This is a genomic window from Candidatus Thiodiazotropha endoloripes (assembly GCF_001708965.1).
In the GTDB taxonomy this organism is placed as follows: Bacteria; Pseudomonadota; Gammaproteobacteria; order Chromatiales; family Chromatiaceae; genus Thiodiazotropha; species Thiodiazotropha endoloripes.
In genome coordinates, this window is record NZ_LVJW01000003.1 from 682,537 (window position 1) to 700,065 (window position 17,529).

General features: G+C 44.5%; 14 protein-coding genes. All 14 read left to right on the forward strand.

All coding sequences use genetic code 11. The features are described 5' to 3' along the window. Positions 1 to 16: 16 nt before the first annotated feature. The 14 genes from A3193_RS03180 to A3193_RS03245 all read left to right on the forward strand — a co-directional run bounded on the left by A3193_RS03180 (position 17) and on the right by A3193_RS03245 (position 17,442). Positions 17 to 1,330 carry a homoserine dehydrogenase gene (locus A3193_RS03180; protein ID WP_069014064.1) on the forward strand — a complete coding sequence of 438 codons (1,314 nt, stop codon included), beginning with the start codon at positions 17 to 19 and terminating at the stop codon, positions 1,328 to 1,330. A 96-nt stretch (positions 1,331 to 1,426) separates the two neighbouring features. Next, positions 1,427 to 2,569, forward strand: a complete 1,143-nt coding sequence (gene thrC / locus A3193_RS03185; protein ID WP_069014065.1) for a threonine synthase — start codon at positions 1,427 to 1,429, stop codon at positions 2,567 to 2,569. Between the two features lie 39 nt (positions 2,570 to 2,608). Next, positions 2,609 to 3,646 (forward strand): hypothetical protein, encoded by a 1,038-nt coding sequence (locus A3193_RS03190; RefSeq protein WP_069014066.1) that lies wholly within the window; start codon positions 2,609 to 2,611, stop codon positions 3,644 to 3,646. Between the two features lie 124 nt (positions 3,647 to 3,770). After that, positions 3,771 to 5,306: an exosortase C-terminal domain/associated protein EpsI gene (locus A3193_RS03195; RefSeq protein ID WP_235614961.1), complete on the forward strand. Its 1,536-nt coding sequence runs from the start codon at positions 3,771 to 3,773 to the stop codon at positions 5,304 to 5,306. A 52-nt stretch (positions 5,307 to 5,358) separates the two neighbouring features. Then, positions 5,359 to 6,222 carry an XrtA system polysaccharide deacetylase gene (locus A3193_RS03200; RefSeq protein WP_069004725.1) on the forward strand — a complete coding sequence of 288 codons (864 nt, stop codon included), beginning with the start codon at positions 5,359 to 5,361 and terminating at the stop codon, positions 6,220 to 6,222. A gap of 8 nt (positions 6,223 to 6,230) precedes the next feature. Beyond that, positions 6,231 to 6,851: an arsenate reductase/protein-tyrosine-phosphatase family protein gene (locus tag A3193_RS03205; protein WP_162273724.1), complete on the forward strand. Its 621-nt coding sequence runs from the start codon at positions 6,231 to 6,233 to the stop codon at positions 6,849 to 6,851. Then, complete coding sequence (locus A3193_RS03210; RefSeq protein WP_069014069.1) at positions 6,848 to 7,765, forward strand: hypothetical protein; 918 nt, start codon at positions 6,848 to 6,850, stop codon at positions 7,763 to 7,765. The genes A3193_RS03205 and A3193_RS03210 overlap by 4 nt, the downstream gene beginning before the upstream one ends. A 231-nt stretch (positions 7,766 to 7,996) precedes the next feature. Continuing rightward, complete coding sequence (locus tag A3193_RS03215; protein WP_335340710.1) at positions 7,997 to 9,190, forward strand: MBOAT family O-acyltransferase; 1,194 nt, start codon at positions 7,997 to 7,999, stop codon at positions 9,188 to 9,190. A gap of 26 nt (positions 9,191 to 9,216) precedes the next feature. Beyond that, a complete protein-coding gene (locus A3193_RS03220) occupies positions 9,217 to 10,038 on the forward strand; it encodes a serine aminopeptidase domain-containing protein (RefSeq protein WP_162273725.1) in 822 nt (273 codons plus the stop codon). Then, the gene (locus tag A3193_RS03225; protein WP_235614887.1) at positions 10,020 to 11,003 is read left to right on the forward strand and encodes an alpha/beta hydrolase family protein; all 984 of its coding nucleotides are present in this window, start codon (positions 10,020 to 10,022) and stop codon (positions 11,001 to 11,003) included. The genes A3193_RS03220 and A3193_RS03225 overlap by 19 nt, the downstream gene beginning before the upstream one ends. Positions 11,004 to 11,530: 527 nt before the next feature. Continuing rightward, positions 11,531 to 12,340 (forward strand): hypothetical protein, encoded by an 810-nt coding sequence (locus tag A3193_RS03230; protein ID WP_069004731.1) that lies wholly within the window; start codon positions 11,531 to 11,533, stop codon positions 12,338 to 12,340. A gap of 761 nt (positions 12,341 to 13,101) precedes the next feature. Beyond that, positions 13,102 to 14,004 (forward strand): phosphate/phosphite/phosphonate ABC transporter substrate-binding protein, encoded by a 903-nt coding sequence (gene phnD, locus A3193_RS03235; protein WP_083218542.1) that lies wholly within the window; start codon positions 13,102 to 13,104, stop codon positions 14,002 to 14,004. Continuing rightward, complete coding sequence (locus A3193_RS03240; RefSeq protein ID WP_069014073.1) at positions 13,998 to 16,589, forward strand: EAL domain-containing protein; 2,592 nt, start codon at positions 13,998 to 14,000, stop codon at positions 16,587 to 16,589. The genes phnD and A3193_RS03240 overlap by 7 nt, the downstream gene beginning before the upstream one ends. Before the next feature lie 235 nt (positions 16,590 to 16,824). Next, positions 16,825 to 17,442, forward strand: coding sequence for a lysophospholipid acyltransferase family protein (locus tag A3193_RS03245; protein ID WP_069014074.1), 618 nt, complete (start codon positions 16,825 to 16,827; stop codon positions 17,440 to 17,442). The last annotated feature ends 87 nt before the right edge of the window (positions 17,443 to 17,529 follow it).

Consider the following 17,529-nt stretch of genomic DNA (forward strand, 5'->3'; position numbering starts at 1 on the left):
TGTAGGAGTAATTACTGTGAATCCAGTTAAAGTTGGTTTGTTGGGGCTTGGCACGGTTGGAGGCGGTACGCTGAATGTCCTGACCCGCAATGCCGATGAGATTGCCCGTCGTGCTGGTCGCGGTATACAGATTACCCATGCAGCAGCCAAGGCCTATGATCCCAGTAAATTGTCCGGCCTGGATAAGGTTGAGATCAGTGACGATGCCTTTGCGGTGGTGGACAATCCGGAAATCGAGATCATCATCGAATTGATCGGCGGCTATTCCCCCGCACGAGAATTGGTATTGAAAGCGATTGAAAACGGTAAACATGTGGTCACCGCGAATAAGGCGCTGATCGCCATGCATGGCAATGAAATCTTTGCAGCGGCGCAGAAGCACGGGGTCATGGTGGCCTTCGAAGCCGCTGTGGCTGGTGGTATTCCGATAATCAAAGCGGTTCGTGAAGGGTTGGCGGCGAATCGTATCGAATGGATCGCCGGTATCATCAACGGCACAGGTAACTTCATTTTAACCGAGATGCGCGATAAGGGACGTGAGTTCTCCGACGTGCTCAAAGAGGCGCAAGCCCTGGGCTATGCGGAAGCGGATCCCACCTTCGATGTGGAAGGCATCGATGCAGCCCACAAGCTGACGATCCTGGGCTCAATCGCATTTGGCATTCCTTTGCAGTTTGAAAAAACCTATACCGAAGGCATTACCAAAATTGAACCCCAGGATGTGGAGTATGCCAACGATTTCGGCTACCGCATCAAACATCTTGGTGTCACCCGTATGACCGATAAGGGTATCGAGATGCGGGTCCATCCCACCATGATTCCCCACCGGCGCTTGATCGCCAATGTGGATGGGGTGATGAATGCGGTATTGGTCAACGGGGATGCCGTGGGGCCAACACTCTATTACGGCGCCGGGGCGGGATCCGAACCGACAGCATCTGCGGTGACAGCCGACGTGGTTGATGTGGTGCGGGCACTGACCACCGACACAGAGAACCGGGTCCCCCATCTGGCATTTCAACCAGGAGAACTGGTCGATCTACCGATCCTGCCGATCGAAGAGGTCGAATCAGCCTATTACCTGAGAATGCAGGTTGAGGATAAACCGGGTGTGGTCGCCAGAATCGCAACCATCCTGGCGGATTCACAGATCAGCATTGAAGCGATTCATCAGAAAGAGCCCGCCGAAGGTGACAGTACCGTACCCCTGGTGATGATCACCCAGACCGTCGTGGAGAAACGCCTGAATGATGCGCTGGCTGCCATTGAACAGCTGGAGAGCGTCTCAGGACAGATCATGCGGATCAGGATTGAGCGTCTCGATGGCTAGTTGCCGATCGATATAGCAGAAAGTTTCTGACAGGTGGGGCTGAGAAATTATCAGACCCCATAAGATAAAGATAAAGATTTTTGAGGATTAAATATCATGTCATTCCGTCCCCGATACACTGGATTGATCGACCGCTACCGTGACCGACTGCCTGTACACGATGATACCCGGATCATCAGTCTGGGAGAGGGTAATACACCTCTGATACGTCTGCACAATATTCCCTCGCAACTGGGCAAGGATGTGGACATCTACGTAAAGTATGAAGGTCTGAATCCGACTGGTTCATTCAAGGACCGGGGCATGACCATGGCGGTCACCAAAGCAGTGGAAGAGGGCAGTAAAGCGATTATCTGCGCCTCCACCGGTAACACCTCCGCAGCTGCGGCGGCCTACGCGGCAAGAGCCGGAATCACCGCCTTCGTGCTGATTCCAGATGGCAAGATTGCCATGGGGAAGCTGGCTCAGGCGATGATGTACGGCGCCGTAACCATCCAGATCAAGGGTAACTTTGATGATGGTATGCAGCTGGTCAAGGATGTGGCTGATCACGCCCCGGTAACGATCGTTAACTCGATCAATCCCTATCGTCTGCAGGGGCAGAAGACCGCAGCCTTTGAGATTGTCGAGGAGCTGGGACACGCCCCCGATTTCCACTGTCTACCGGTGGGCAATGCAGGCAACATCACCGCTCACTGGATAGGCTACTGTGAGTACAGTTGCACCAGTGGAGAGAAAGTGACGGATGCCTGTGCCTATTGTGGTGGTCAGTGTAAATTTGCCGGTGGTGCAATCACCGGTAAACGACCAAAAATGGTCGGTTATCAGGCCTCGGGTTCCGCTCCATTCATGCGAGGTGGACCGGTTAAAGATCCCGAAACCGTCGCAACGGCGATCCGTATCGGTAATCCACAGTCCTGGAATCAGGCCTGGAAAGTCCAGCAGGAGTCTGGTGGCTGGTTTGACGAGTGCAGCGATGAGGAGATTCTGGCGGCACAGAAGCTGTTGGCGGGGCATGAAGGGGTATTTTGTGAGCCCGCTTCGGCCACTTCACTGGCTGGTGCTATGCGCGATATCAAATCCGGCAAGATCCCTGAAGGTTCCAGCATTGTCTGTACGCTTACCGGTAATGGCTTAAAGGATCCGGACACAGCGATTCAGCAATCAACCTCACCGGTGATCACCATTGATGCCGAGCTGGAAGCGGTAAAACACTCGATCCTGGACAACATGGTCTGATGACCAGGTAATCCTCCTTGTTGAACGGATGCTGCGAATATGGGGAGACAGATCGACCTGTTGTTGCCCGGCCTGCATTGGGATACGGCGCTAAAACAGCTCAATGATCAGGAATATCGGCCGAAAAACCTGGAGAGGGTGCTTGGTAAGGCAAAAATAGTCGCCGAACCTGGCACGGATTTGACCACAACTCTGTTCAGTCTGTTTGGGGTTGGTGTGGTTGCCGATCGTGATCTTCCTTCCGGCGCCGTCACCGCATTTACACCTGATCGGCAATCAGACGGGGATTGTTGGGCTTTGGCAACCCCTGTCCATCTGCTGGCGGATCGAGACAGGCTGATTTTGATCAGATTGGCTCCCCAGTCCATCGAGAGTGATTATGCCCAGCGGCTGATCAGTCGATTCAATTCCCATTTTGAAACAGAGGGGCTGTCACTGGTAGAGGTAGCTCAGGGGCAGTGGTGTATGAAGCTGAGCACACTGCCGGATATGACAACATCCGATATAGAGTCGGTTGCGGGACGGCATATTGAAACCTTCATGCCGTCAGGTCGTGATAGCGCATCTTGGCGGGGGCTTCTGAATGAAATACAGATGCTGTTTTATCAGGAGGAGATGAACCAGCAAAGGATGCTTCAGGGAGACTCCTATGTGAATGGGATTTGGTTGTCCGGATTTGGTGTTTGCCCTGAGATTGATAACAGATATCGCGCCTTGTTCGGTTCGCACCCACTGCTCTCCGGGCTGGCCCGATTGAGCAAATTGCCGGTCAGTGATCCACCCAGCGATATTGCAGAAGCAACGGCGGAAGATGGCAATATTGCGATTCTTTTCACTGACCTCCTCGAAGCTGAGCTCAATGCCGACACTGGCGCTTGGGTAAAAGCATTGAGCGAGACTGAGCAAAAGCTGTGCGACTTACTGGAAGTTGTTGATTCAGCTGAGGATAAGCTCAGTATCTATACTTGCAAGGGATATCGATTTGAGGTGCGGAAGCGAGGCTCGATTGTGAACCTCTTTAAAGGCAATAAATCGCTATTTCAAATACTAGGGCTTGTTAATAGTGATCGGAAGTGATGTTGTTGAAGGCATAGCGAATTGAAAATATCAATCTGCACTCAACCAGGGCAGATCACTTTCAGTGATTTGTAATCAGTGGTCGTTGTGGACAGCTGACAGAGACACCAAGATGGCGGAACGAATGACTTTGAAAGAGTTATCCCCAGATCAACTGTTTAGCGGAGTGGTTCTGCTTGCTTGTGTGTTGATCTTGACCCTGGTGTATGGGCAGACTTCAATCGGCTTTTACCGTTTATGGGTTGCTGAAAACAGCCTGCAATCCCATGGATTGCTGCTGCTACCCCTATCGTATTACCTGCTGGCCAGAGAGTGGTATTCACGCCGGCATGAGTTGCAAATAAGTTTCAGGCCGATTTTACTCCTGCTGCTAGTTATCCTTTCAGTGATCTGGCTGCTGTCTGAGATCGCTCAGATACAGGTTGGATCCCAGATGGTGCTGATCATGATACTGAGTGTCAGTGTGATGGCGCTGTTTGGCATCAAGCATACAGCCAGGATGGTTTTGCCAATCCTGGTCTTGATCAGTGCAACCTCAGTTTGGTCTGTACTTTCACAGCCATTACAGGTGCCGACGGCTGTATTTGTTAACCAAATGTTGCACTTTACCGGTTATGCCTCGTTTCAAGAGTCCTATTTTATTACCATCCCGGAAGGAGTTTTTGAAGTGGGGGATACCTGTAGTGGACTGAGGTATCAGATCGCCGCAATAACCCTTGCAATTATCTACTCATTCTTTTCCCACTATTCAATCCGACACGCAGTGATCTATATGTTGCTGGCGTCAGGCGTTGCTTTTATCTCAAATAGTATTCGTATCTACATTGTGGTGCTTTCAGGGCACTACACAAATATGACACACAGTCTGCTGAATGATCATATCTGGCTTGGTTGGGTCGTGTTTGTAATCTGCTATGCAGCTTTTATGTACGCCACAGTGAGTTATGAGAAGAGACTCAAGGGAGAACAGAAACAGCCTGTGATAGAGACTGGTAAGGTCCCTGTAACAAAGTTTTCCTACAGCAAAACAATCTTGATTGCAAGTGTGTTATTGATATCCGCCAGTGCCGGTCCGATATATAGTGTAATTGCCATGAATGGCGATGGAATGCGCGGAAGTTACGATTTTGATTTCAGCTTCGGTGAAATAAATCTCACTGAGGTGACCGCAGATGAAAGATGGAATCCAGCCTGGGTAAATGCGGATTTTGAAAAACGGACCGCATACCAGGTAGCCGGTATCAATGCAGAGTTGTATACCGCCTACTACGCTACACAGGAGCAAGGAAAAGAAGCGGTCAATGATCTTAATCAGGCATATAATAGTGAGGAGTGGGTCAGCAGTGATCGCGTTATTCTGGATATCAATCTTTCAGCAGGGCGTACCATCTCGGTATCGGAAGAGACGATCGTTGATAGTAAGAGAAATGAACGCATTATATGGCAATGGTATTACATAGGAGGAGAGATCTCATCGAGCAGGCTGCAAAGCAAACTGTACGGTATCCTTGGTGCACTGAAAGGCCGTCATGATGCGGCTGTGGTAGTGATCTCTACAGATAAAACAGGTGATGGTACATTGGAACGTGAAAGTATGATGAAATTCACCGATTTGGTCATCAACAAAATTGAGCAACACTATTCAGCACAAAAGAACTGAGATCTCACCCTTAACAGTTATTGAAACTCATTATATATAACAATCAAAATACATGACTTCGCAAAACAGACAAATTAATGCCATAACCGTTGATGTTGAGGACTACTATCAGGTGTCGGCATTTAACAAACAGATAACTAAAGCTGAATGGGAAAGCTATGAGTCACGTGTCTATGACAATACACACAGGATTTTGAAGATATTTGATGACAGTAATATTAAAGGCACGTTCTTTGTATTGGGTTGGGTGGCTGAACGAAACAAAAAGTTGATTAACGAAATTTCTGAACTTGGACACGAAGTGGCCTGCCATGGATATAGCCATGACTTGGTTTATAACCAAACACCTGAAACATTCCTTGAGGAGACCAAGCAATCCAAGGCAATTATTGAAGATATCATTGGCAGACCGATTAAAGGTTATCGCGCCGCCAGTTATTCCATTACAGAAAAATCCCTTTGGGCACTGGATATTCTCACGGAATGTGGTTTTTCCTATGACTCAAGCATATTTCCCATCATGCATGATCGGTATGGTATCCCAGGTGCGAAGACCATGCCTCACCGATTAAAAACAGAAAAAGGTAATGAGATTATCGAGTTTCCTCTCTCGACTGTGGGAGTAGCCAAGCGTCGCTTACCGGTTAGTGGCGGGGGGTATTTCAGGCTGTTTCCCTATTGGCTGTCCAAGGCAGGGCTAAATCGTGTCAACCGGAATGATCAGATGCCATTTATTTTCTACATGCACCCATGGGAAATCGACGAAGGGCAGCCAAAGATCAAATCGAGCAGGCTCTCAGAGTTCAGGCACTATAACAATATTGATAAATTTGAAAGCAGATTGTTGAAACTGATTAGGGATTTTGAGTTTTCGACTGTTTCAGATGTGCTGCAGCGTTTGAATTTTGAAGTATGAGTGACAGTATGACTGAAAATGATATGCTGAAATCACTTTTAGTTCGTATTGTTCGCTCGATTAAAAGACGTATACGTCACCAAAAACTGTTACGGGTAGTGCGGGAAAAAAGCGAATCCGCAATCAATTCTGCCCAGAAAACAGATCATATCCTGGTGCTCTGTTATGGGAATATTTATCGGAGCCCGTTAGTTGAATACCTACTTAAAAAATCACTTTCGAATACAGATATAGAGATCAGGTCTGCCGGCTTTCACGATAGAACTGGGCGAAGTTGTGCAGAAGAGTATCTGAAGCTACTGGCCGAACGGGGATATGACCTGGCAGCACATCGATCCAGCAGGATTTCACAGGATGATGTTAATTGGGCTGATCTCATCGTAATCATGGATCGAAAGAACTGGGATCTGCTCAGTTCAATGGATCAGCAAGCATTGGCTAAAACTATCTGGATTGGTGCGTACTCACCCAACCTCTCAGTGGAAGTAATCGATCCCTATAATCAGGGGAATGAGAAGACTCGTCAGGTTATCTCTCAGCTAGAGCAATCAGTGGTTGATATCGCGGCAAAAGTGATAGAGAAGAATCAGAAAAAAAGCGGCGAAATGGATAAGGGTGGCTCAGAGTGAATGCCAAACACAGCATATACATCCTGACTGCCGTAGTCCTCACAGTTGTACTACTTGAGATCGGTCTTCGAGCATTTGAAAACCGTCTTTCAGGTAATCTGAATCATATCAATCAGATACCGGACATTGCCGCAGAATATGAGCAGCACCAAGGCACCAATATTCTGTTTCTTGGGAATTCCCTGATTAACGAGGCAGTCGACATCAGCCAACTGAATAGGCAGTTATCTGATGATTATCTGGTAAAGAAAATTACACCGGATGGTACCTCGCTATGGGATTGGAATATGATTTTGAGAAATAATCTTATTACACCTGATATGCAGCTGGATTATCTGGTGATCGGATTTGCCTGGGGATTGCTGAATGATGATTATCGACCTAATCCCAGTCGACTGGGCGGATACTTCTCTGGGCTTGGTGATGGACTGCTGCTGTTTGGTTATGGAATGAGTGATTTTGCTGAGTTATCTGAGTTTATTATTGGTTGGGCATCAAAATTATTCGTCAACAGAGAAGCGGTCAGAAATAAAATACTTAATAATTTGGTACCTAACTATGAAACGTTTGTTCAGGTACAGAACCAGGCTGGTGCACCTGATCAGGCCGTCCATCAGACTCAAGCGGATGGGACTCTACCTGATTACAGGATGTTGAATGATTTGATCGACCAGCTGGATGAGCAGGGAATCAAACTGGTTATGATTGCCATGCCTATTGAGGGGGCATATTCAGTCAATGAAAAGTTGAAAGAAACGCTGCAAAAGAGGGCCTATCTCTATAAAGACTATAGGGATAATTTCAGATCGTTCGGTGCACTCTACAAAGATGGTGTCCATTTTAATGAGAAGGGTCGTGAGCAATTCACCACCACTCTGGGCAAGCTGATTAGTCAGGAATTGAGTGGGCAGTAGAGAATGTTATTCAACAGTTACATATTCTGGGCCTTTTTTGCAGTTGTCATTCTGCTCTATTTTCAGCTGCCCCATAAATATCAAAACCGAATGTTGCTGGTGGCCAGTTATATTTTCTATGGCTATTGGGATTATCGGTTTCTGTCACTGATCTTTATATCTACAGTCGTTGATTACTTCGTTGCACTGAATATCGCAAAGCAGGATGACGCCAAACTCAGGAAGCATCTGTTGCTGTTATCGGTTTTCACCAACCTGGGCTTTTTGGGATTCTTTAAGTATTACAACTTCTTTTCCAATGAATTCGCTGCGATGCTTGGCACAATCGGCGTCGATGTCAGTTTGCCTGTGTTGAATATTATTCTGCCTGTCGGTATTTCGTTCTATACGTTTCAAACACTCAGCTACACAATTGACACCTATAGAAACAAAGTACAACCAACGGATAAGTTTCTCGACTTCGCTCTGTATGTATCCTTTTTTCCTCAATTGGTTGCCGGGCCAATTGAGAGAGCCAGTCATCTGTTACCACAGATTCTAAAGGTACGTAAGCTCGATGCGCCAGCATTTTCAGAAGGCCTCTTTCTGGTGATTTCTGGATTGTTTAAAAAAGTCGTCATCGCAGACAATATGGCGCCAATAGTCAATACGATATTTTCTAAACCTGTCAATGAATTGACAGGCTTTGAGGTGCTGGTTGGTTTATACGCCTTTGCATTTCAAATTTATGGCGATTTTTCCGGCTATTCATCAATTGCAAAAGGTGTCGCAAGATGGATGGGATTTGACTTGATGTGGAATTTCAGGAATCCCTATTTTTCAACATCCCCGAGTGAGTTCTGGTCCCGTTGGCATATCAGTCTCTCAACCTGGATCAGGGATTATATCTATATACCTTTGGGTGGTGGAAGGTTGGGAAATTTTCTGACCTTTCGTAACCTTGTGCTTACCATGTTTTTAGGTGGTCTCTGGCATGGTGCGGGCTGGACATTCATCGTATGGGGGCTGTTTCACGGAGCCATACTGGTTGTCTACCATGCTATCGAAGCAGCCAAAGGAAAGGATTATTTTACTCAACCAACGTCACTTGGTCGACATATACTGTTCGTTTTTATCCTATTTCATCTGACCTGCATCAGTTGGTTACTATTCAGGGCAGAGTCAATGCAGCAGGTGGTGGATATGATCTATTTGCTTGCGACAGACTATCGGGTTACAGATTATTCGATCTATGTGCTAGGCAATATCCTGTTCTTTGTCGTACCGCTGATGTTTTTTGAATACATAACTGAAAGAAAGAATGATCTTCTTTACCTGGTAAGTGCGAATCCAGTCGTACAGTATCTCTCTTATCTCTACATGGTGCTGATGTTACTGTTTTTTGTTCCACTGCAGAAACAGGTCTTCATCTACTTCCAGTTCTGAGAACATGAATCAAGTTATAAATGACCATGAATGAAAATCTGACAGTATTAGAAATAGATGGTGAACGTCTTTTCACTATTGAGCACTTTCCCAAACAGACTGAGCCAACGAAGGCCTATATTTTCGTACATCCATTTGCTGAGGAGAAGCTTTGGAGTCATAGAGTCTACGTGACAACAGCAAGAGCATTTTGCGATCAAGGGATGCTGGTTGCCCGCTTTGATTTTCGCGGTCACGGAGATAGTGACGGTGATTATGATGAAGCCTCATTGAAGAGACACCTGACAGATATCAGTACTGTTGTCGATCATGTCAAGAAGGCAAATCCGTCAATAAAACATATAGGACTGTTCGGCTTGCGGCTTGGTGCAACCCTTGCAACCTTAACTGCATTATCAAGAGGTGATATTGAGGAATTGATATTATGGGATCCTATTCTGGATGGCGACAGGTACATGCAGGAAATACTTCGCAGTAATCTTGCTTCGCAAATGGCGATCAAAGGAAAAGTTGAAGTAACCAGGGATGAACTGGTGGATAAAATGAAGTCTGGTGAGGCAGTTAATATAGAAGGGTACTACATCAACTATAATTACTTTCAGGAAATATCTTCAATCAATCTGTTGGATCGAGATTACCCGGAAAATTTGAGCTGCTGTATATTGCAGGTAGTAAGGAATCCAAAGCAACCGATAAACAAACAGTATCTTCAGTTCTCCGAGAAATTCAGTAATAACCCAACCCTCGATAAGGCACATGAACAGCAGTTCTGGAAGGAGATTAAATCATTTTACGATCGGGCTGATAATCTTTTAACGAGATCATTATCATGGTTGGAAAGCAAATGAAGACAACGCCGGTACTATTCGATAACAGGGATGGATATAAGTTATATGGAATTTTTGAACAACCCGAACACAGCAGATCCAATACCACAGTATTGTTACTCTCACCAGGCGTGAAAATGCGTGTTGGTCCCCACCGTCTCTATAACAAGCTTTCAAAGCAGCTTGTTGAACATGGCGTCAATGTTTTCAGATTCGACTTTTTTGGGTTGGGTGATTCTGAAGGTGTTATAGAGGAATCAGTACTAAAAGATGTCTACAACACCATTCTGGATGGTCGCTTTATCGGTGATACAGTAGACGCCATGAACTGGCTTGAAACTAATCAGGATCAAAATCAGTTCATTCTAGGTGGACTGTGTGGTGGTGCACTTACCGGTCTATTGACAGCCTGTGAGGATGAACGGGTCACAGGATTGCTCGCACTCGGGCTTATCAATGTATTCGAGGGTGGTGAGGATAATTTTGGTAAGTTCGTGACTGAAGGTCAGCTTAGCTCTTTAAAGGATGGCTACATCAAAAAACTCACAGACCTGAACTCATGGAAAAGGCTGTTAACGTTTAAAAGTGATTTCAGGGTTATTTTTAAAATACTGCTGAAGCCGCTACGCAAACTAACAGGCAGTGTACAATCCAGCAAATCCGAGGATACGGAACTTGCCATGCCAAAAGCGCTTCAGGGAAGTAATGTAAATCCAAAATTTGCACCCTCATTTTTCAAAATGTTAAAAAATTCAAAAAAGATGTTACTGATTTTCAGCGGTGCAGACAGGTTGTTGTGGGAGTTTGAAGAGAAATTTGAAAACATCTACAAAAAAAAGTTGAAACCATATAAAGACAGTTATCAGATACATACGATTCCTGAGGCGAATCACATACTGGCAAGTAGAGAGTGGGAAGCATCTGTCTACAAATACGTGAGTGAATGGCTAACGACAAATTACCCGAACACTCAACTATCCAAATAGTGATTAAACAAGAATATCGAACAGAATCATCGAAGGTGATGACTTCGGTTGTTGAGTCGGACATGCGGGAGAAAAAACCAGACTGCATTAATGTTTTTTATGAAGCTCACTCCATAAGCAAATTATGAATTACGTTACTCCAGCGGTTTTGTGAAGAGGTACCGAAATAGCAAATTCAGATTAATCAAAAATGAGAAATTAAACAGATAAAACAGCTCAAGAAACAGTAGGTTATCATTTTTTAGAACTCATGCTCATAGGTTATCTGACCTGGTTCACACACACTTAATATTTATTCTACTAATATAGTCCCTGAATCAGGGCAAAAATCAACTGAGCTTGAGTATGTGGATTCTGGTTGCGAAATAGAATCATTTCAGACGAGTTGGCGTATTGGCAGGGGAATTAAATTCGTATTATGCCATACACCAAAAACCGGTCAGCAACCGTGGATAGGTTTAAAAAAACTTGAGCAACGTATATCGAGACCCTGACTAAAGACAAAATTGGAATATTGAGATCGTAAGATGAAATACTCACATACTATTATTTTTGGGTTGTTGTTACTGTTATCCGGTTCTGCCTATTCAGTACAAGGACTACCTTTTACTACTTCATTTGAGAGTGGCGATCTCAGCGACTGGTTCTGGGGTAATGATACAAATACCACAGTAATAAATACAACCGATGCCTATGATGGAAACTACTGTGCCCAGATCAACTACAGCGCCACTGAGAATTGGGACAACTATCTCGATTACTACTTTGGAGATCATGTAAGTATCGGGTCCCATACTCGTGGTGAAGCTGCAAACGAGTTATGGTTAAAACTCAGTGTTAAATATGACGAGCGGTTTACACCGAGTGGTAAGCAGAAACTAGCCTTGGTCAATTATACAAATGGCCAGGACAGTCAGCGTCGATATCAGGTTATTGTCTATAACTACCAGGGTGAATACGCCATTGAGCATAGTTACATCAATGATTGGCGTTTCTTCCTCCTGCCACAAAATGTGGGTGGTGCTGCCAGCCCAGTTAGACCTGGTCAGTGGGATACATTGAAAGTCTATTTCAGGAACAATACGCCAGGCGCTTCGGACGGCATCGTCAGAATGTGGGTTAATAATGTGCTCAAGGTAGAGTATACGAATGTCAATCTCAGGGAATCTACAAATTTCAACCCGAACAAATTGATCCTCTCCAGCTGGGTTGATAATCGGGTTACCAGTGAAAACGGCATCATCTACCATGATGATTACTATCTGGGTGAAACGGACCCGGATTCAGGTACGCCGGCAAACGCCCCGCCTTCACCGCCTACACTACTGAATCAGTAAATTTCTAGTGGACCCACCACCATCCTGTAACGGATGGTGGTGGGCTTTTATTTCGTCTATCGTTCGTCGTGAACAGCTCTAAAACAGCACTCAATCATACAGATGACTGAGGTATGAAGGTGTCTGCAACTTGAGGTTCGTTATAGCCATAGAATCAACTGCAGACAGTCTGATTCCATTACTGTGTAAAAACGGGTCTTCTTTTCCTCATGGTTCAATGTCGATAAACACTCCAAAAAACCCAATTCATTGAAAATCACCCAAAAATAATAATAAGCTTAACTTTGTGGGAGAAAGATTATGTCATTGGATTCTGTCGAAATATAAATACTATTAAATACAAATGACATAATCATAAATTAATGATTATGATAAGCCGTAAGTAAATCCTCAAAAGCTCTTGTTGCTGCTGCAAATGTTAAATAGCTTGTTTTAAAAAAGGATTAATCTAGTCTTAACTATGTGGTGAGTGGGAGGGCAGAGGCGACAATTACCTGCTGATGGATTGGTAGGGGGTTTCAGACATAAGAGGGTGCTGCTCATAATGTGTGAGATAGCTGATATCTGAACTCATTATAATAAAAACAGATCAGATCTAGTGAGATTAATTATCGTGGTCCGGGGTGTACCGATTATTATCATCCATAGTTAGAGATTATTTAAGAGTATACAGAGATCGAGATCAATTGAGACTCCATCTTAAGTGGTGAATGCGTTGGAATTTCAAAATTTAGGGTTGTGCGGGGTATTTATAAAAAACGATGTTATGGCTGAAGCATATTGGTTGTTTCAAACTGGATGGCGTTAAAATACATGATTCACGGCGAGTCCTTTCAGGATTCGCTGTGTGGTTATTTGTCTCTACGATCACGTATGCTTCAGAAAGTCTGGTAATGGGTGTGCATCCATACCGACCCCACAATGAACTGAAAGAGATGTTTCAGCCGTTGGCGGATTACCTGAGTATGGAGTTGGATCAGAAGATCGAGGTTAGAATCGGGGATTCCTACCAGTCTCATATTGATGCAATCCTTGCCGGTGATGTGGATTTTGCCTATATCGGACCTTCGTTGTTTGTTAGTTTGACGCGCACTAGTAACGATATTCCGGTATTGGCCCGATTGGAAATCAATGGTAAACCGACTTTTACCGGTAAAATCATCGTTAGTGATGATAGTGGGATAAATGATATTGAAGACCTCAAACAACGCCAATTTGCTTTTGGCAACAGATCTTCAACCATGAGTCATCTGATACCAAGACAGATGTTGTATGAGGCTGGTATCGACTTAGATGATCTCGCCGGATATCACCACTACAGTAACCATAATAATGTTGCTATGGCAGTTCTTGCAGGTGATGCCGATGCGGGCGCAGTCAAAGAAGCGGTTTTTGAAAAATATAGGAAACATGGAATCGTAGCCATTGAGACAACTGAGGCAGTATCAGAACATCTATTTATCGGCACGTTGAAAACCGACAGCCAGTTACTCAAAGAGTTGAAAATGGCACTATTAAATCTCGATCACAAAAACAGTGATACTGCGTCTGTTCTGAAACCCATTAAGCAGACGGCAACTGCACTGGTGCAAACCAGCTACCAGGACTACGATGCCTTGAGGGAGATTCTGAATACCCTCGAACAGAGGGGGGTAATGTGGTAGAGCAATTAAATCGCAAACCATTTCTACTGCTTGTCAGTATCTCAACGCTGTTGTTCATATTGATGCTGTTTGGAGCGGTATGGTTATTTATCAAACATCAGCACGAGCATCATATGGAGGTAACCAAAGCATTAGCCAGAGGTCAAATGGAAGTCATCTCTTTTATTACCCAGGAAGAGTTGCAGAAAGGAAACTACGATACCATTGCGTTATTGTTCAAGCAGTGGGCGAGTCAGTATGTTGAAGTAGATGAGGTCGAATTGATCTCAAAAAATGGTTTCATGATCGCCGGTTATGGTCCACTGAATCCGGCTGATAGGAGATTTGTAACGGAAAAGGAGATTACCTATTCCTATCGTGGTAATGCCAAATTAATGATGGCATACAGCTTGGAGGGAGCGCATAAGCTAACCAGCGATCTTGTTTTTCAGATGATCCTGGCAGGTTTGAGTATCTCTTTTGTCTTTTCACTGCTTTTCTATCTGTTTGCATCACGCAGACAGGAAGCGGGCCTGCTCACCAATATGGTTGATGAGCTGAAAGATGCAGAATCACGCAATAAGCGTCTGGCTGCATACCCTAAAGCTAATCCTAATCCCATAGCTGCCTTTGAACTGGATGGTAAGGAAATATTTTACAATCCGGCATTCAAACGGTTGATCGATCTTTTGCATGCCAAGGATAGTAGTGTCTTATTGCCGGATGATCATGCTGAGATTCTCAAAAGAATCGGTAGTGGAGAGAATCAACTCTATGCGGAAGTGGATACCGGATACAAACATCTACTGCTGCACTATCAGTGGATTGATCTGGTGCAAGAGGTCTATGTCTACATACAGGATGTAACGGCGCTACGGTTAGCTGAGCAGGCCTTGATCGATGAGAGAAATCAGGCACGTACTACATTATCATCGATTGCAGATGCTGTTGTAACAACTGATGCAAATGGTCGAGTTGTCTATATGAATGATGCTGCCTTGAAAATACTCGATCAAGATGCAGAGTCCGTCATTGGGAAACACTTTGAGGCGGTATTCGTCCTGATGGATGAAGAGCTGGATACTCAAATTGATGATCTGTTAGTGAAGTGTCAGTTGAACAAGACAGGGGCTGTCGTGAGTCAGTTGGCCCGAATGGCGTTGGTTGATGGTAATAATCTGCATGTGAATATTACTGCCAACCGGATTCTGGCGAAAGATAAGGAGATGTCAGGTATCGTTGTTGTTATCAGGGATGTGACAAGGGAAAGACGTTTACAGGAGGAGCTATACCGGCAGGCGAGCCATGACAATCTTACTGAACTGCTGAATCGTAGTGCATTTGAATCACACTTGGAACAATCTTTGGAGTCGGCAAGAAAGCGGGGCCATGAACATATCCTCTGTTTTATGGATTTGGATCAATTCAAAGTAGTCAATGATACTTGTGGCCATGTGGCAGGAGATGAACTGCTAAGACAGATCGCAGCAATTATGCGTCGCCATTTTCGTGATAGCGATGTGCTCGCACGTGTGGGTGGGGATGAATTCGGTGCAATTTTAACTGATTGTCCTCTTTCCATGGCACAGGATCGTGTGAATGGATTACGCAAAGAGATTCAGGAGCATACCTTCACCTGGCAGGAGCATAACTTCCGCATCAGTATCAGTATAGGGATTGCAGAGATTGATCAATATAGTGAGAGTATTGGAATGCTGATGAGCTCAGTGGATGCGGCCTGTTACTCCGCCAAGGATTCTGGCAGAAACTGTATTACTGTCTATCAACGGGACAGCAGTTCCACTAAACAGCTGTTAGGGCAAATGCAGTGGGTGTCACAAATTAACAATGCGTTAAGTGAGGATCGATTGGTTCTCTATGCGCAGCCTATTGCAGACTTACAGAGTAATGATTTGGTGATCAAGGGAGTTGAGATTTTGGTCAGGATGAGATCTCAGGAAGGTGAGCTCATTCCACCTGGGGCTTTTCTACCATCCGCAGAACGGTATGACTTAATAGATCGTATCGACTACTCTGTGATCGAAAAAGTCATGCGGCTTCTTTCCCAATCTGGACCTGATCACCCTGACTGTTTTATCAATATCTCAGGAATGACATTAAGTCGGAATGAACTTTCAGCCAAGCTTAAATTGTTGCTGGATAAGTACCAGATTAATCCACAAAAGCTGGTTTTCGAGGTGACAGAGACGGCAGCGATACAAAACCTAACAAGCGCACTTAAAATAATTAACGACTTGAAAGAGCTTGGTTGCCGGTTTGCCCTGGATGATTTTGGCTCTGGCCTATCATCTTTCGGTTATCTCAAGAATCTGCCAATCGATTTCGTTAAAATAGATGGAATGTTCGTAAAAGAGATCAATAAGAATCCTGTTGATAAGGGTATGGTGGAAGCGATTAAAACAGTTGCCGACACTATGGGATTGGTTACCATAGCTGAGTTTGTGGAGGACAGTCTGATTCAGGAGGAGCTTAAAAGGGTTGGTATATATTATGCTCAAGGGTACAGTATTGCACGACCAAAGCCGATCGAAGACTATATAAATAGTAGAAATGGACAAAGCAATATCATCTGGTTGTCAACCTAAGCGATCAATCACACCATTAACATGCTTTGTATAAGATATACCATACGCAAAAATGAATGGTATTGTAGAGTTGTTTGTCGAGTGTAAGTATTATCCTTTGATAAAATCTTGAAGCTTGATGAGTTATCTTCCCTTGTAGCCGGGGGTGAAAATTAATTAGAAGTAAAATCAGTGAATATATAGTTATCAATAATAATACTTGTTTGTTTTAGGAATTATTAGGTTTGAAGGCTGCATGGACAAAGAGATAACCCATTCATTCTACTCAACTACAGCATGGCTACTACAACGACTTATCTATCCTCTATGTCGGCTATACTATTTTAAGTTAATGCGTGTAAGGCTTGTAGATGTATCTGATTTGGAAAAAACAGATACGCCTCTTCTACTTGCTGTTGCGCCACACACCAAGCATTCTGATGTGGTAATAGTTCCGGCCTCAGTTCCTTTTCATTTGTTACCTGTCAGATGGTTGGCTGATGAAAAAATATTTACCAATCGCTTGAAATCCTACTGGCTGAAGCTATGGGGAGCGATTCCGGTAAAACGGAGCGTCCACGGTGAGTTGCTTCGTGAAGACATCGATACAATTCTTGAGTTTACCCAGAGTGGTCAATGTATTGGCGTATTTCCTGAGTGCTGTCTGGTAGGGGGGTATTTTGGTGAATTACACCAAAACCTGATATCGCAGGCTCTAATACGGAAGTTGCCTGTTTATCCAATTGGGCTCAGTGTTTCAGAGGGATCTGCCTTGGATGATAAACTCACACAAACAGATTCAAGAATATCGGTTCAGATTGGTGAGTTACTATCAAAGCCGGAAGATCTGTTGGATAGGTGGACAAACTTGTAGTTTGAGACTTTTGTGGACTACTCGATATGTATCTGCTCAGGCTCAAACGAATCGAGTGAGAAGTGATGGTATAGATCACTCTCTGCT

What these genes read in the sequence shown, in the direction of transcription:
- A3193_RS03220 (WP_162273725.1), top strand. Translation starts at nt 9,217, where the DNA reads ATGAATGAAAATCTGACAGTATTAGAAATAGATGGTGAACGTCTTTTC.
- A3193_RS03200 (WP_069004725.1), top strand. Translation starts at nt 5,359, where the DNA reads ATGACTTCGCAAAACAGACAAATTAATGCCATAACCGTTGATGTTGAG.
- A3193_RS03205 (WP_162273724.1), top strand. Translation starts at nt 6,231, where the DNA reads ATGACTGAAAATGATATGCTGAAATCACTTTTAGTTCGTATTGTTCGC.
- A3193_RS03190 (WP_069014066.1), top strand. Translation starts at nt 2,609, where the DNA reads ATGGGGAGACAGATCGACCTGTTGTTGCCCGGCCTGCATTGGGATACG.
- A3193_RS03245 (WP_069014074.1), top strand. Translation starts at nt 16,825, where the DNA reads ATGGACAAAGAGATAACCCATTCATTCTACTCAACTACAGCATGGCTA.
- A3193_RS03195 (WP_235614961.1), top strand. Translation starts at nt 3,771, where the DNA reads ATGACTTTGAAAGAGTTATCCCCAGATCAACTGTTTAGCGGAGTGGTT.
- phnD (WP_083218542.1), top strand. Translation starts at nt 13,102, where the DNA reads ATGTTATGGCTGAAGCATATTGGTTGTTTCAAACTGGATGGCGTTAAA.
- A3193_RS03225 (WP_235614887.1), top strand. Translation starts at nt 10,020, where the DNA reads ATGGTTGGAAAGCAAATGAAGACAACGCCGGTACTATTCGATAACAGG.
- thrC (WP_069014065.1), top strand. Translation starts at nt 1,427, where the DNA reads ATGTCATTCCGTCCCCGATACACTGGATTGATCGACCGCTACCGTGAC.
- A3193_RS03230 (WP_069004731.1), top strand. Translation starts at nt 11,531, where the DNA reads ATGAAATACTCACATACTATTATTTTTGGGTTGTTGTTACTGTTATCC.